Origin of the sequence: Pseudoxanthomonas broegbernensis (assembly GCF_014202435.1) — a bacterium.
Lineage (GTDB): Bacteria > Pseudomonadota > Gammaproteobacteria > Xanthomonadales > Xanthomonadaceae > Pseudoxanthomonas > Pseudoxanthomonas broegbernensis.
Window position 1 is genome coordinate 79,010 of the sequence record NZ_JACHGU010000003.1, and the last position, 15,758, is coordinate 94,767.

General features: G+C 70.5%; 9 protein-coding genes and 1 pseudogene. 7 read left to right on the forward strand and 3 right to left on the reverse strand.

The features are described 5' to 3' along the window. Nucleotides 1-95: 95 nt before the first annotated feature. Complete coding sequence (locus tag HNR76_RS07410) at nt 96-998, forward strand: carbon-nitrogen hydrolase (RefSeq protein ID WP_162309484.1); 903 nt, start codon at nt 96-98, stop codon at nt 996-998. A 202-nt stretch (nt 999-1,200) separates the two neighbouring features. Further along, a complete protein-coding gene (locus tag HNR76_RS07415; protein WP_162309755.1) occupies nt 1,201-2,421 on the forward strand; it encodes a TraB/GumN family protein in 1,221 nt (406 codons plus the stop codon). A gap of 292 nt (nt 2,422-2,713) precedes the next feature. Here HNR76_RS07415 and HNR76_RS07420 read toward each other — a convergent pair whose 3' ends face one another. The 3 genes from HNR76_RS07420 to HNR76_RS07430 are packed head-to-tail and all read right to left on the reverse strand — an operon-like array spanning nt 2,714 to nt 10,364. Then, entirely contained in the window at nt 2,714-5,794 is a 3,081-nt protein-coding gene (locus tag HNR76_RS07420) for an efflux RND transporter permease subunit (RefSeq protein ID WP_162309485.1), read from the reverse strand. A gap of 5 nt (nt 5,795-5,799) precedes the next feature. Then, the gene (locus HNR76_RS07425) at nt 5,800-9,279 is read right to left on the reverse strand and encodes an efflux RND transporter permease subunit (protein WP_162309486.1); all 3,480 of its coding nucleotides are present in this window, start codon (nt 9,277-9,279) and stop codon (nt 5,800-5,802) included. Further along, the gene (locus HNR76_RS07430; RefSeq protein ID WP_246429054.1) at nt 9,279-10,364 is read right to left on the reverse strand and encodes an efflux RND transporter periplasmic adaptor subunit; all 1,086 of its coding nucleotides are present in this window, start codon (nt 10,362-10,364) and stop codon (nt 9,279-9,281) included. Before HNR76_RS07430 ends, HNR76_RS07425 begins: the two co-directional genes overlap by 1 nt. Nucleotides 10,365-10,643: 279 nt before the next feature. Here HNR76_RS07430 and HNR76_RS07435 point away from each other — a divergent pair, with 279 nt between their 5' ends. The 5 genes and pseudogenes from HNR76_RS07435 to HNR76_RS07455 all read left to right on the forward strand — a co-directional run bounded on the left by HNR76_RS07435 (nt 10,644) and on the right by HNR76_RS07455 (nt 15,628). Then, nucleotides 10,644-11,024, forward strand: a complete 381-nt coding sequence (locus HNR76_RS07435; protein ID WP_162309756.1) for a c-type cytochrome — start codon at nt 10,644-10,646, stop codon at nt 11,022-11,024. 118 nt (nt 11,025-11,142) lie between these two features. Beyond that, a pseudogene (locus HNR76_RS07440) lies at nt 11,143-11,463 on the forward strand (c-type cytochrome); the annotation flags it as partial. Nucleotides 11,464-11,668: 205 nt separating this feature from the next. Further along, nucleotides 11,669-13,552 carry an ABC transporter ATP-binding protein gene (locus HNR76_RS07445; RefSeq protein WP_162309489.1) on the forward strand — a complete coding sequence of 628 codons (1,884 nt, stop codon included), beginning with the start codon at nt 11,669-11,671 and terminating at the stop codon, nt 13,550-13,552. A gap of 28 nt (nt 13,553-13,580) precedes the next feature. Continuing rightward, the gene (locus tag HNR76_RS07450) at nt 13,581-14,747 is read left to right on the forward strand and encodes a PQQ-dependent sugar dehydrogenase (RefSeq protein ID WP_162309490.1); all 1,167 of its coding nucleotides are present in this window, start codon (nt 13,581-13,583) and stop codon (nt 14,745-14,747) included. Between the two features lie 98 nt (nt 14,748-14,845). After that, on the forward strand, nt 14,846-15,628 hold the full coding sequence (locus HNR76_RS07455; RefSeq protein WP_162309491.1) for a ferredoxin--NADP reductase: 783 nt from the start codon (nt 14,846-14,848) through the stop codon (nt 15,626-15,628). The last annotated feature ends 130 nt before the right edge of the window (nt 15,629-15,758 follow it).

Consider the following 15,758-nt stretch of genomic DNA (forward strand, 5'->3'; position numbering starts at 1 on the left):
CCCCGAGGTTCACAGCGCAAACTTCGGGCCCCGCCTTCGTGCCATCCGGCACGGATCGCCCTTGCCCAGGGGCGTATCGCTCTACAATCCCCCCCATGAAGACCAAGACCCTCTCCGTCGCCCTGATCCAGGAGCGCAACCACGGCGATGCCGAAGCCAACCTGTCGGTGATCGAGCAGCGCGTGGCCGAGGCCGCGGCGCAGGGCGCCCGGCTGGTGCTGCTGCAGGAACTGCACAACGGCGCCTACTTCTGCCAGCACGAGGCGGTGGGCGAGTTCGACCTGGCCGAGCCGATCCCCGGCCCGAGCACCCAGCGCCTGGGCGCGCTGGCGAAGAAGCATGGCGTGGTCGTCGTCGGCTCCCTGTTCGAGCGCCGCGCCGCCGGCCTCTACCACAACACCGCCGTGGTCCTGGAGAAGGACGGCACCCTGCTGGGCAAGTACCGCAAGATGCACATCCCGGACGACCCGGGGTTCTACGAGAAGTTCTACTTCACCCCCGGCGACATGGGCTTCAACCCGATCGACACTTCGGTCGGCCGCCTCGGCGTGCTGGTGTGCTGGGACCAGTGGTACCCGGAAGCGGCGCGGCTGATGGCCCTGGCCGGCGCCGAACTGCTGCTCTACCCCACCGCCATCGGCTGGGACCCGGACGACGTCCAGGACGAGAAGGACCGCCAGCGCGACGCCTGGGTGCTGAGCCATCGCGGCCACGCGGTAGCCAACGGCCTGCCCGTGCTGAGCTGCAACCGCGTCGGCCACGAGCCCTCCCCGCTGGCTTCGGAAAAGCCCGTGGGCGCGTCGGGCATCGACTTCTGGGGCCACAGCCACGTGCTCGGCCCGCAGGGCGAGTTCATCGCGCAGGCCGGCACCGGGCCGGCCGTGCTGGTCTGCGACGTCGACCTGGAGCGCAGCGAGCACGTGCGCCGGATCTGGCCGTTCCTGCGCGACCGCCGGATCGACGCCTACGGCGACTTGCTCAAGCGCTACATCGACTGAGCCGCCGCGTGTCCCTCTCCTCACGCCAGGCCGCAACGGCCCGCATCCGCAGGGCCGGTGACCGCGGCCCCCGGCCCTGGCCCGCCCCACGCTACCGGCCGGACCGCCCGAGGGCGTCCTTGCCGATCGGATACCGCATGGAACACATCGGACCCCGCCGGCAGGAAGCCTCCGCATGAGCCACGACACGAACGACGGCACGATGGCCGCCGACGCCGCTCCCGCACCGCAGGCCGATCCGCTGCACGACCAGCCGCACCGGATCGTCGAGCGCGATGGAGTGCGCTACACCCTGCTCGGCACCGCGCACATCTCGCGCGCCAGCGTGGAGGCCGTCCGCACGGCGGTGGCCAGCGGCGGCTACGACGCGGTGGCGGTCGAGCTCGACAGCGGCCGCCTGCAATCGCTGGCCGATCCCGACGCTCTGGCGCGGCTGGACATCGTGCGCGTGCTGCGCGAGGGCAAGACCCACCTGTTCGCCGCCAACCTGGCCCTGTCCGCCTACCAGCGCCGCCTGGCCGAGCAACTGGACGTGGAGCCGGGCGCGGAACTGAAGGCCGCGGTCATGGACGCGCGCGAACGCGGCCTGCCGGTGCACCTGATCGACCGCGAGGTCGGCCTGACCTTCCGCCGGGCGATGCAGCGGCTGGGCTGGTGGAGCCGGGCCAAGACCGGCGCCGGCATCCTGATGGCGATGTTCGGCGACGAGGAAGTGGGCGACGAGGAGATCGAGAAGCTCAAGCAGGGCGACATGCTCGAAGCCAGCTTCGGCGAGTTCGCCTCGCACAGCCCTGCCCTCTACGAAGCCGTGATCGCCGAGCGCGACCGCTACATGGCCGCGCGCCTGCGCCAGGACACCGGCGAGGCGCGCCGGGTGCTGGCCGTGGTCGGCGCCGGCCACCTGCCCGGGCTGGCCCGGCACCTGGCGCAGGACACCGATGCGCCGGAACAGGCGCTGGCCGAGCTGGAATCGGTCAAGCGCAAGTCGCGCTTCCCGTGGATGGAGACGATCATCGGCGCGTTCCTGCTCGGCGGGTTCGCCTGGGGCTTCTGGCGCGGCGGCGTGGACGTGGGCTCGGAGCTGATCGTGCAATGGGTGCTGGCCACCGGCGTGCTCGGCGCACTGGGCTGCGCCATCGCCGGGGGGCATCCGCTGAGCATCCTGGCGGCCTTCATCGCCTCGCCGCTGACGCCGCTGCATCCGGCGCTGGCCTCCGGCACGGTCAGCGCGCTGGTCGAGGCCAGCCTGCGCAAGCCGACCTACGCCGACTTCATGGCCCTGCGCGACGACGTGCAGCACCTGAAGGGCTGGTGGCGCAACCGGGTGGCCCGCACCCTGCTCAACTTTTTCCTGACCTCGCTGGGTACCGCCATCGGCGTGTGGACCGGCGGCGCGAGGATGCTGGCGCGCCTGTTCGGCTGATCGCGCCCCCTGGCCAGAGACGGCCCTGCAGCCGCTCCGGGCCGGGCGACGATCGGGACGCGGCGTCGATCGGCTCCAGGACCAGGTTCGTCAGCCCGGTGAGCTGGCGCAGCGCATCGATCAGGGGGCGGGATGCGTATAGCCCCCTCTTGCGGCGCCCGGACCCGCGCGGTTGCCCGCCGCCGCCGGGGACGCCTTCCCTGGAAAAGCCCGCGCGACACGCACTGGCCGGATCACCGCCGCGCCGCGTCCATGCCCCGTTACGGGTCTGCGGGACGGGCCCGGTGCCGGTTCAGGCCGGCTGCGTCGGCACCGCCGCTGTCTTGCCGCTGGCGCGCACGCCGCGTGCGCGCGCCACCAGGCGCGACGTGCCGCTGCGCAGGTCGTCCAGGATCGCGTAGATGGTGGGCAGGAACAGCAGGCTGACCACCGTGGAGAAGGCCAGCCCCCCGGCGATGGCACGCGCCATCGGGTAGTACGGCGGCATGCCGCTGACCGTGTCGGTATGCAGGGCGATGGGGATCATCGCCAGGATCGCCGTGCCCATGGTCATCATGATCGGGCGCAGGCGCTCGCGGCTGCCCTCCACCAGCGCGTCCAGCCGCGACAGCCCGCGCCGGCGCAGGTTGTTGATGTGCTCGATCATCACGATGCCGTTGTTCACCACCACCCCCATCAGCACCAGGATGCCGATCACGGCCATGATGTTCATCTCGGTGCCGGTGATCCAGAACAGCCAGTACACGCCGAAGATCGAGAACAGCACGCAGGACATGATCGCGGCCGGGAACAGCATGGATTCGAACACCGCCGCCATGATCACCAGCATCAGCACCAGCGCGATGACGATGCTCCTGAGCATCTGGTCCGTGCCATCGAAGTTGATGTTGAACCCGCCGCCGGCGAAGGTGTAGCCGTACCCCGGCGGGAACTGCACGCCGTCGAGCATGGCCTCGATGGACTTGCGCGCCTCCTCCATCGGCACGTCCGGGGCCACGCCGGACTCCACGCGCAGCATGGTCTGCCGGTTCAGGCGCTGGATCGAGGTGGCCGCCGGGTCGATGCCCACGTCCACCATCGCCAGCAGGGGCACCTCCACGCCGTTGCCGGCGCGCACCATGAACGTGGACAGGTCCTCGACGCCATAGTCCTCCGAGCCGGCGAAGCGCACGTTGACCGGGATCTCCACGCCGTCCATGTGAAAATCCCGCAACGACGCGCCGCGCAGCGCCATGCCGACGAACTGCGCCACCTGCTGCGCGTTGAACCCGTAGGCGGCCGCGCGCTCGCGGTCGACCCGCACCGACAGCTCGGTGTTGGCGTCGCCGGTGTCCACCCGCACGTCGCGCAGCTTTGGGTTGCGCGCCAGCAGCGGGACGATGTCGTCGGCCAGTTCCTGCAGGGTCCGGGTCGAGTCGCCGACCAGGCTGAAGCGGATGCCCTGCCCGTCGCTGCCCATGCCGCCCGGCCAGCCGATGCCGATCTTGGCGCGCGCCGATTGCGGCAGGCCCTTGCGCACCTCCTCGGCGATCTTCCGGCTCAGCTCCCGGTCCTTGATGTCCAGGAACAGGCGGGTCTGCGACCAGCCCTGCTCCGCATAGCGGCTGTAGACGCGCTCGATGTGGAATTGCTCGCGGTGCGCGTTGACGAAGGCTTCCACCCGGGCCACCTCCCTGCCCATCTCCTCCTTGGAGTAGGCGCCGCGCCACTGGTAGTAGATGTTGATCTGGCTGGGGTCGCTGTCGTCGCCGCCGCCCTGGGTGTGGGTCATGGGCCAGAGGCTGGCCAGGGAGATGACGAGGATGCCGGCCACGCTCCAGCCACGATGCTTCAGGGTCCAGCGCAGGGCGCGCGCATAGCGGTCCTGCAGGCGCGAGATCATCGGCGAATTCACCGCCGGCGGGGTTTTCATCCGCGCGGACAGCATCGGGATCAGGCTCACCGCCACCAGCCAGGAGGCCAGCAGCGAGAACGAGATGGTCACCGCGAGCTGCGACAGGTAGATGGTGATGATGTTCTTCTCGCCGAACATCATCGGCATGAACACCACGCAGTGGCACAAGGTGCCGGCGGACAGGGCGATGGCCACGTGGCGGGTGCCGACGATGGAGGCCAGCGAGGGCCGCCCGGGGAACTTCTCCCGCTCCTGGTAGATGCTCTCCACCACCACCACGGCGTTGTCCACCAGCATGCCCACCGCCAGCAGCAGGCCCATCATCGAGATGATGTTCAGCGAGATGCCGACGAAGTACATGAAGCCCAGGGTCATGATGAAGCAGATCGGGATGGCCAGGCTGACCATCAGCGTCGACGGCCAGTGCCGCAGGAAGCCGTAGAGCACGATCACCGACAGCAGCAGGCCGATGGCCCCGGCCTCGGCCAGGGCCATCAGCGAGCCGGTCACGGCCTGGCCCTGGTCGTCGGTGACCTCGATGCCGACGCCGTGCATGGCCGGGTCCTGTTCCAGCGCCTGGATCTCGGCGCGCACCGCGCGCGACAGGTCGACCAGGTTGGCCGAGCGCTCCTTGTAGATGTCCACCCCGACGCTGGGCTTGCCTTCCATCTGGCGCACGTAGCTCATGCGCTGCGGCCGCAGGCCGACCGTGGCGATGTCCGAGAGCCGCGTGCCGGAATCGTTCACGCGCAGGTCGCGCAGCGCCTGCAGTTCCTGCAGCTCGCCGCGGGGCTGCACCCGCAGGCGCCGCCCGGCCTCGGTGATCTGGCCGGCCGACACCGAGAAGTTGGCCGCCTGCAGCCGCTGCACCAGGTCGTTGAGCGCGATCCCGTGCGCGCTCAGGCGATCCTTGTCCAGAGCCACCAGCACCTCGCGGCTGGCCACGCCCTCCACCTCGACGCGGGCCACGCCGGGCAGGCGCTCTAGGCGCTGCTTCATGCTGCGCTCGATCAGGTCGGCGCGCGTGGTGAGGTCGACGTCGCTGGTCAGGCGCAGGCTGATGGCCTCGCGGTCGCCGGTGCTCCAGCGCTGCACGTAGTAGCGTCGGAAGTCGTCCGGGAGCTGGTCGCGGATGGCATCGATCCGCTCGCGCGCCTCGGAGGCCGCCATGGCGATGTCGCGGCTCCAGTCGCTGAATTCCACCTGGATCTGCGCACCCTCGGCGTTGGCGCGCGAGTTCATCGACTTGATGCCCGGCATCGTGGCGATGGCTTCCTCGACCGGGCGCAGCAGGTTGCGCTCGACTTCCTCCGGAGTGGAGCCGGCATAGGGCAGGGAGACGAAGAAGAACGGGATGGTGGCCTCCGGCTCGGCCTCCAGCGGCAGCCGGAACGTGGCGATCAGGCCGATCGCCACCATCGACACGAACAGCATGATGGTGGTGACCGGCCGGCGGATGGACAACTCGGTGATGTTCATCCGCGTCAGCCCCCGCGCGCGTCGCCGCCCAGGGCGTCGTGCTCGTGCGCCAGCACCTGCGCTGCCTGCTCGGCGTCCCTGCGGGCGCGCCGGCCGCGCTCGGCGTAGTACGCATCGGGCTTGCGATCCAGCAGGTCGTAGACCACCGGGATCACCAGCAGGGTCAGCAGGGTCGACACCAGCAGGCCGCCGATGACGGTGATGGCCATCGGCGAGCGCACCTCGGCACCCTCGCCGAAGGCCAGCGCCAGCGGCAGGAAGCCGAACACCGCGCACAGGGTGGTCATCATGATCGGGCGCAGGCGCGAGCGCGCGCCCTCGACGATGGCCGCGCGCTTGGCCAGGCCCTGCTCGCGCGACTGGTTGACCTTGTCGACCAGGATGATCGCGTTCTTCACCACCAGGCCGACCAGCAGGATCAGGCCGATGAACACCACCACCGACACCGGCGAGCGCGACAGCAGCAGCGCGGCCACCGCGCCGACCAGCGCCAGGGGGATGGTGAACAGGATCACGAACGGGTGCAGCAGCGACTCGAACTGCGAGGCCATCACCAGGTAGACCAGGAACACCGCCAGCCCGAAGGCGAACACCAGCGAGCGCATCGACGCGTCCAGTTCCTCGCCCTGGCCGCCGATGTGCATGTCCACGCCGGTGCCCAGCGGCGCGTCGGCCACCATCTTCTGCACTTCGGCGATGGCCGTGCCCAGGTCGATGCCGCGCAGGTTGGCCGAGACGATGGCCACCCGGCGCTGGTTGACCCGGTGGATCTCGCTGGGCCCGGTGGTGGAGACCACCTGCGCCACCGAGGCCAGTTCCACCGGGGTGCTGCCGGTGGGGTTGACCACCAGGCGGCGGATGTCCTCGACCGAGGAGCGCTCCGACTCGCGCACCCGCACCAGCACGTCGATCTTGCGGTCACGGAAGCTGTAGCGGGTGGCCACGCTGCCGCGCACCTTGTTGACTACCGCATCGGCGATCTGGCGGGTGGTCAGGCCCAGCGCGGCGGCGCGTTCCTGGTCGAACACCACCTGGATCTCGGGGAAGCCCTGCTCAACCGTGGACTTCACGTCGGCGTAGTGCGAGTTGCCGCGCAGCAGCCCGGCCAGGCGCGTGCCCGCCACCCGGATCTCCTCAAGGTTGTCGCCCTCGACCTCGATCTCCAGCGGCGGCGACAGCGAGAACAGTTCCGGCCGGGCGAAGTCCACCTGCGCGGCGGGCCAGGCGCGCACCGTCTCGCGCAGTCGGCCGACCAGCTCGGCCTCGCGCGAGGTGTCGCTCATCACCACCGACAGCTTGCCGATGTTCTCGCCGCTCTCGGTCGGGCTGGCATCCAGGCGCGTGCCGGTGCCGGACACGCCGTACAGCAGCCGCACGCCCGCCTCGTCCGCATGCGCGTGCTGTACGCTGCGGACCAGCGCGTCGGTCTGCGCCAGGGGCGTGCCGGGCGGCAGCTTGGCGGTCATCTCGAAGCGGTCCTGGGCCAACTGCGGGATCAGGTCCATGCCCAGCAGCGGGACCACCGCCAAGGTCGCCGCGAAGGCCAGCGCGGCGATGCCCAGCACCGGCCAGGGCCGCACCAATGCGGCAGGCAACGCGCGCAGGTAGGCCGCCTCGGCGCGCCGGTACGGGGCCATCGCCAGGTCGCTGGCCTTGCCCATGACCGGCCCGACCACCGCGACGATGCCGCGGAAGACGCGGACCACGGTCCAGACCACCGCGTAGAAGCCGCCGCGGACCAGGGCGCCGATCCCGCGGCCGGCCAGCGCCACGGGCTTCTGCCAGCGGCTTTCCGGGCGCCACGGCGATGCCGGCGTCTCCGGCGGGAACTCCAGCGGCGGCCGCCCCTTCAACGCGCTTAGCATCGGGATCAGGGTCATCGACACCGCCAGCGACACCGCGATGGCGATGGACACGGTGAGCGCCTGGTCGCGGAACAACTGCCCGGCGATGCCCTCGACGAAGACCAGCGGCAGGAACACCGCGATGGTGGTAAGGGTGGAGGCCACCACCGCCATGAACACTTCGCGGGTGCCGGCGATGGCCGCCTGCAGCACGCCCATCCCGCGCTCGCGGGCCTTGGCGATGGATTCCAGGACCACGATCGAATCGTCCACCACCAGGCCCGTGGCCAGGGCCAGGCCGCCCAGGGACATCACGTTCAGGCTCAGCCCCAGCCGGCCCATGAAGAAGAACGTGGTGATGATCGAGATCGGCAGCGAGAGCGAGATGACGAAGGTGCTCCAGCCATCGCGCAGGAACAGGAAGATGACCAGGATCGAGAGCATCCCGCCGATCACCGCGTCCAGCTTGACGTCGCTGATGGCATGGCGGATGAATACGGATTGGTCCTCCACCACCGTCAGCTCGATGTCCTTGGGCATTTCGCCGCGGATGGAGGCCAGCCTCGCCTCCAGCGCATCGGCGGTGGAAACGGTGTTGGCGTCGCCCTCCTTGTAGACCGCCAGCTCCACCGCCTCGTGGCCGCCGCTGCGGATCACCGCCTCGCGCTCCTTGTAGCCCTGGCGCACCTGCGCCACGTCCTTCAGGCGCACCGGCACGGTAGCGCTGCCGCCTCCGCCTCCGCGCAGGGCCGCGATCACCGTAGGGTCGCGGCTGCCGAGGATGGCCGACATCAACTGCTGGTTCTCGCCGGCCGACGAGGCGGAAGCGGCCGAGCCGCCGGCCGTGGTCAGCAGCAGCTCGCGCATCTGCTCGACCGTGGCGAACTGATTGACGGTGCGCACGAGGTAGCGCTGGGTGCCCTCTTCCAGCCGGCCGCCCGACAGGTTGACGTTCTCCTGCTGCAGGCGCTGGATGACGGTGTCCAGCGACAGGCCCAGTTGCGCCAGCTTGCGCTGGTCGATCTCGACCTGGACCTCGTCCTCCAGGCCGCCGCCCACCTTTACCGCGGCCACGCCGCTGACCGGCTCCAGCTTGCGCTTGAGATCGTCCTCGGCGTAGCGGCGCAGCTCCATCAGCCGGCGCACCGCATCGGCCTCGCTGCCACCCTCCTCCCTGGAGGACAGCGCCAGGCGCATGATCGGCTGGGTCGATGGATTGAAGCGCAGCAGCATCGGCGGCTTGGCATCCAGCGGCAGTTCCAGCGTCTCCATCTTGTCGCGCACGTCCAGGCCGGCCTGCTGCATGTCCGTGCCCCAGGCGAATTCCAGGACCACGTCGCTCTGGCCGGTGCGCGAGATCGACTTCAGCCTGCGCAGGCCCTTGACGATGCCCAGCGCCTCCTCGGCAGGCCGCGAGATCAGGGTCTCGACCTCGGCCGGCGCCGCGCCCTCGTAGTCGGTGCGCACGGTCAGCGTGGGATAGCTCAGGTCCGGCAGCAGCTCGACCTTCAGGCTGGACAGCGAGATCAGGCCAAACAGCACCAGGGTGAGCGTCATCATCGCGACGGTGACGCGGCGGCGAGTGGAGAACTCGACCAGGTCGAACCCGCCCGCCGCGGCCCGCAGGTCGTGCGCCGGCATCAGCGCACCGCCTGGCCGGCGGGAGAGGCGACCACCGCCTTGCCCTGGCCGTCGTGCTCCAGCACCTGCACCGCGCTGCCTTCGCGCAGCGCGGCCTTGCCCGCCACCACCACCGCGTCGCCCGCCTTCAGGCCTTCGCGCACCTCGACCCAGCCCGCGTCGTCGTATCCCAGCTTCAGCTCGGTGCGCGACGCCTTGCCGTCGCGCACCACGTAGACCGCCGGCACGCCGCCGTCCTCCAGCAACGCGGTGCGCGGCACCACCAGCGCATCGGCACGCTGGTCGTAGCCGATGCTCAAGCGGCTGAACATGCCGGGCTGCAGCTCCCCGTCCCCCGGGAAGGCGGCGACCACGCGGAAGGTGCCGGTGCCGACATCGACCACGGGCGAGACCCGGTCCACGGCGCCGGCGAAGCTGCGGCCGGGCAGCGCGTCGGCCGACAGTTCCACCTTCTGCCCGGGCTTGAGCTTGGCGATCTCGCGCTCGGGCACGTTGAGCGTGGCCTCCAGCCTGCTGCCGTCGACGATGCGGATGATCGGCGAGTTGATCTGCACGAAGTTGCCGGGCTTGATGTCGCGCGAGGCCACGATGCCGGAGATCGGCGCCACCACGGTGGTGTAGGACAGCTCCAGCGCGGCCAGGTTGTACTGGGCGCGCACGTTCTCCAGGTCGTAGCGCATCTGGTCCACCTCGCCGGCGCTGATCAGTTGCTGCGCAACCAGTTGCCGCGCGCGGCTGTAGTTGTTCTCCAGCTTGCGCAGTTGCGCCTCGCCCTGGGCCATGGCCAGGCGCGCGCGGTCCGGGTCCAGCCGCACCAGCGGCTGGCCCGCCTTGACCTGCTGCCCCTCCTCCACCAGCACCGCCAGCGCCACGCCGGAGGTCTTGGCCACCACCTGCGCCTCGGCGCGCGGTTCCAGCGCGGCGGTGCCGGTGTAGCTGGCGGCGATCGGACGGTGGCTGGCGGTGGCCACCTCCACCGGGATCGCGTCGGCGGCCTTGTCGGCGGCCCCGGGCTGGGCGTCGCCCGGCGCGCCCTTGCAGGCCGCCAGCACGGCCACGGCCGATGCGAGGACAGCGATGCGCATCCCTGCGCGGAAGTGGCGGAGGGCGGGACGGGCCGTGGCGATATGCATGCGGGGTAGGTCCGAAGCGATGTGATCAGGTGTTGTATGCAAGTAGATCACCCACCCGGATCGACGCCATGCGCCGAAGGTCATGGTGACCGCCGGGGGATGGTGCGGGATCGAGCGCGAGCCCGCGAGTTTCCGGTTGCGGTGACGCGCGGCTATACTGGCTGAACTGCGCGGTGGAGGGGTTGATCGCCGCGAACGACTCCATCCGAGACCGATCCGGACCACAGAATGATGCGCCCGCTGCCGCTAGCCGCCTGCCTTGCCCTGGTCACCGCCCTGCCCTTCGCCACCGCCGCCCAGGAGGCCGACCCGGCTCCGGCCGACGCGCCGCCGGCCGCCGCCGCTCCCGCCGCGGCCACGGCCGGCGACGTGGAACACGGGCGCCTGCTGAGCTACACCTGCCATGGCTGCCACGGCATCACCGGCTACAAGAACGCCTACCCCAGCTACAAGGTGCCGAAGATCGCCGGCCAGTCGGCCGAGTACCTGTCGCAGGCCCTGCACGAGTACCAGCAGGGCAAGCGCAAGCACCCGACGATGCGCGCCCAGGCCGAGAGCTTCTCGGCCCAGGACATCGCCGACATCACCGCCTTCCTGTCCACCCTCAAGTAAGCAACCCATGTCGACAGCCGTGCACGCCTCGCGTCTCGCCATCGCCCTGACCGCCCTTCTCGCCCTGGCGGCCTGTTCCGGACAGGACGGTTCCCATGCCGCCGAGGGCGGTACCCGCAGTTCCTCGGCTGGCCTGCCCGATGGCCGCATCGCCATCGGCGAGCAACTGGCCAACGCCAAGGGCAAGGCCACCGGGCAGAGCTGCATCGACTGCCACGGCCCGGACGGCAACGTGCCGATCGACGCCACCTACCCCAAGCTCGGCGGCCAGTACGCCGACTACCTGGCCCGCGCCCTGCAGGACTACCGCAAGGGCGACCGCGACCACGCACTGATGACGCCGCAGGCCACCGGCCTGAGCGACCAGGACATCGCCGACCTGGCCGCGTGGTTCGCCTCGCGCCCCTCGCAGTTGCGCGACCTGCACGGCGTCTACTGACCGGCCGCGGCCGGCGGCGCCAGCAGGACAGCGGAAGGCCCGCCTCGGCGGGCCTTCGCTTTTTCCGCCCGTGCCCGGGTCACAGGGATGGCCTGGGCCGCGACGGCGTGCGTCCGGCATCCCGGGAAAGCTCCATCGCGCCGCCGGGCGCTTCCGCCGCCCGCGGCCATGACCCTCCGGCGCCGCGAGCCGGCACAATGGGCCGATGGCCTCTCCCTCGACACCCCCTTCCGCCGCGCCGCGCCGCGAGCGCTCCACCCCCAGCCTGCGCGAGCGCTTCGATGCGATGCGCAACCTGCCACCGTTCCTGCGCCAGATCTGGCAGACCAGCCCGGGCCTGACCCTGGCCAGCCTCGGCCTGCGCCTGGTACGCGCGCTGATGCCGGTGGTCACCCTGTACATCGGCAAGCTGATCATCGACGAGGCCATCCGGCTGGTCGGGCTGGGGCTGGAGTTCGAGAGCCTGGGCGCAGCCCTGCGCGAAGGCCGACTCGACTCCTTGTTGTGGCTGCTGGGCCTGGAGCTCGTGCTGGCGGTGGGCTCGGACCTGCTGGGCCGATTGGTGAGCTACGCCGACGGCCTGCTCTCGGAACTGTTCACCAACGCCAGCAGCGTGCGCCTGATGGAGCACGCGGCGACCCTGGACCTGGAGGACTTCGAGGACCCGGACCTGCAGGACAAGCTCGACCGCGCCCGGCGCCAGACCATGAGCCGGATGAACCTGATGAGCCAGTTGTTCGGCCAGCTCCAGGACGCCATCACCGTGGTCAGCTTCGGCATCGGCCTGCTGGTCTACGCGCCCTGGCTGATCGGGTTGCTGGCCGTGGCCCTGGTGCCGGCGTTCGTCGGCGAGGCGCACTTCAACGCGCTGGGCTATTCGCTCAACCACCAGTGGACGCCGGAGCGCCGCCAGCTCGAGTACCTGCGCCAGACCGGCGCCAGCGTGGAAACGGCCAAGGAGGTGAAGATCTTCAACCTCCACCGCTTCCTGATCGACCGCTACCGGGTACTGGCGGACAGGTTCTACCTGGCCAACCGCGCCCTGGCCCGGCGCCGCGCGCTGTGGGGCGCGGCGCTGACCGCGCTGGGCACGCTGGGCTACTACGTGGCCTACGGCTACATCGCCTGGCGCACGGTCAAGGGCGATTTCAGCATCGGCGACCTCACCTTCCTGGCCGGCAGCTTCCGTCGCCTGCGCCAGTTGCTGGAAGGCCTGCTGGTCGGCTTCTCGCAGGTGGCCGGGCAGGCGCTCTACCTGGACGACCTGTTCTCCTTCTTCGAGATCGAGCCGGAGATCGCCTCACGGCCCGGCGCGCTGCCGGTGCCGCGCCCGATCGAGCGCGGCTTCGCGTTCGAGAACGTCGGCTTCCGCTACCCGGGCGCCGAGCACTGGGCGCTGCGCGGGCTGGAGTTCGAGCTGCGCGCCGGCGAGGTGCTGGCCCTGGTCGGCGAGAACGGCGCCGGCAAGACCACCCTGGTCAAGCTGCTGGCGCGGCTGTACGACCCGGACGAGGGCCGCATCCTGCTCGACGGCCGCGACCTGCGCGACTACGACCTGGACGACCTGCGCGCCAATACCGGGGTGATCTTCCAGGACTTCGTGCGCTACCACCTGTCGGCCGGGGAGAACATCGGCGTGGGCCGGGTGGAGGCGATGGACGACGACGCCCGCGTCCACGGCGCCGCGCGCCGGGCCATGGCCGACGAGGTGATCGACGCGCTGCCGCAGGGCTACGAACAGTTGATCGGGCGCCGCTTCAAGACCGGCGTGGACCTGTCCGGCGGCCAGTGGCAGAAGATCGCCATCGCCCGCGCCTACATGCGCGATGCCCAGGTGATGATCCTGGACGAACCCACCGCCGCGCTGGACGCGCGCAGCGAGTTCGAGGTGTTCCAGCGTTTCAAGGAATTGTCCCACCGGCGCACCGCGGTGCTGATCTCGCACCGGTTCTCCAGCGTGCGCATGGCCGACCGGATCCTGGTGCTGGCCGGCGGCCGGGTGGAGGCCAGCGGCACCCATACGGAGCTGATGGCCCAGGGCGGGCGCTATGCGGAGTTGTTCGAACTGCAGGCCGCCGGCTATCGTTGAGCCTTCGTCGCCGACCGGAAGTCCCCGCATGCGTCCGTCCTCGCCCGTACCCGCCGCCCTCGTCCTCGCCGCCGCCCTGTCGGCCTGCCAGCCCGCGCCGGCACCGGCCTCCGCCGCCGAAGCACCGGCGCAGGAGGTTTCCAGCGACCAGGGCGACGCCAACCTCACCGTGGTCGCGCGCGGCCTGTCCCATCCCTGGGCCGTGGCGCCGCTGCCGGACGGGAGCTTCCTGGTCACCGAGCGCGGCGGCGCGCTGCGCCGGGTAAGCGCCGACGGCAGCGTCTCGGCGCCGCTGGCCGGAGTGCCGGAAGTTTCCGCGCGCGGCCAGGGCGGACTGCTCGACGTGGCCCTGGCGCCCGACTTCGCGCAGAGCCGGCGCATCTACCTCAGCTACGCCGAGCCCGGCGACGGCGGCCTGTCCGGCACCGCCGCGGCCTACGCCACCCTGGGCGACGATGGCCTCACGGACGTGAGCGTGATCTACCGCCAGGAGCCGAAGGTCAATACCGAGAACCACTACGGCTCGCGCTTTGCCTTCGACGACCAGGGCCACGTGTTCATCAGCCAAGGCGAGCGCACCCTGCGGGCGATGTCGCAGGAGCTGGACAAGCTGCAGGGCAAGCTGGTGCGCCTGCACCTGGACGGCAGCGTGCCCAAGGACAACCCCTTCGTCGGCCGCCAGGACGCGCGCCCGGAGATCTGGAGCTACGGCCACCGCAATTCCCAGGGCCTGGCGTTCGACCCGCGCACCGGCAAGCTGTGGGAAAGCGAGCACGGCCCGCGCGGCGGCGACGAGATCAACCTGCCCCGGCCGGGCCTGAACTATGGCTGGCCCGTGGTCACCCACGGAATCGACTATTCCGGCCAGCCGATTCCCGAGGCGGTGGGCAAGGAGCGGGCGGGGATGGAACCGGCCCACTTCGTGTTCGAGGTCTCGCCCGGCCTGTCGGGCATGGCCTTCTACACCGGCCGGCCGGGCAAGCCGTGGAACGACAGCCTGTTCCTCGGTGCGCTGGCCCAGCGCAACCTGATCCGCCTGCAGTTGGAGGGCGACCGCGTCGTCGCCGAGGAGCGCCTGCTGCAGGACCTGGGCGAGCGCATCCGCGACGTGCGCGTGGCCGCCGACGGCAACCTGTACCTGGTCACCGACGAGGACGACGGCAAGCTGCTGAGGCTGGAGCCGCCGCAGGCCTGAGCAGGCGCTGCCGTGGCGCGGAGTTGATCCAGCGCAAGGCCGTGGGGCGGCCGTCGGCTACAATGAGCGGCGAACAGCCTCCCCACGACGCCCTGCCGATGTCCTCCGCCTACGGCACCGAAACGGTGCTCGACGTCCGTCACTGGACCGACGACTACTTCAGCTTCACCACCACCCGCAACGACGGTTTCCGCTTCGAGAACGGCCAGTTCGTGATGATCGGGCTGCCCACCGAGGGCGGCAAGCCGATCCTGCGCGCCTACTCCATCGCCAGCGCCAACTGGGAAGAACAACTGGAGTTCTTCAGCATCAAGGTGCCGGACGGCCCGCTGACCTCGCGCCTGCAGCACATCAGGCCCGGCGACGGCCTGCTGGTGGGGCGCAAGCCCACCGGCACCCTGCTGATCAGCGACCTGCACCCGGGACGCAACCTGTACCTGCTGGGCACCGGCACCGGCCTGGCGCCATGGCTGTCGGTGATCAAGGACCCGGAGACCTACGAGCGCTTCGAGCGCGTGGTCCTGTGCCACGGCGTGCGCAACGCGAAGGACCTGGCCTACCGCGACTACTTCGAGAAGGAGCTGCCGCGGCACGAGTTCCTCGGCGAGGCGGTGCGGCAGAAGCTGCTGTACTACCCTGCGGTCAGCCGCGAGGACTTCCCGAACCGCGGCCGCCTCACCGACCTGATGGACAGCGGCGAAATGATGCGCGCCCTGGGCCTGGAACCGCTGGACCCCGCGTACGACCGCGCCATGGTCTGCGGCAGCCCGCAGATGCTGGCCGACTTCCGCGCCCTGCTGGACGGCCGTGGATTCGCCGCCTCGCCGCGGATCGGCAGCCTTGGCCAGTACGTGTTCGAGCGCGCCTTCGTCGAGAAGTAGTCCGGACCCGGTCGCGGCAGCGATGGCGGGATGCCCCTGTGGCGTGGCGCGGTGCGAAAGCCACGCCCCACGTCTCATGCCAAAAAGAGATTTTGGCGCTTCCGGCGATGGCGGCCATGCGCCTGCGCCG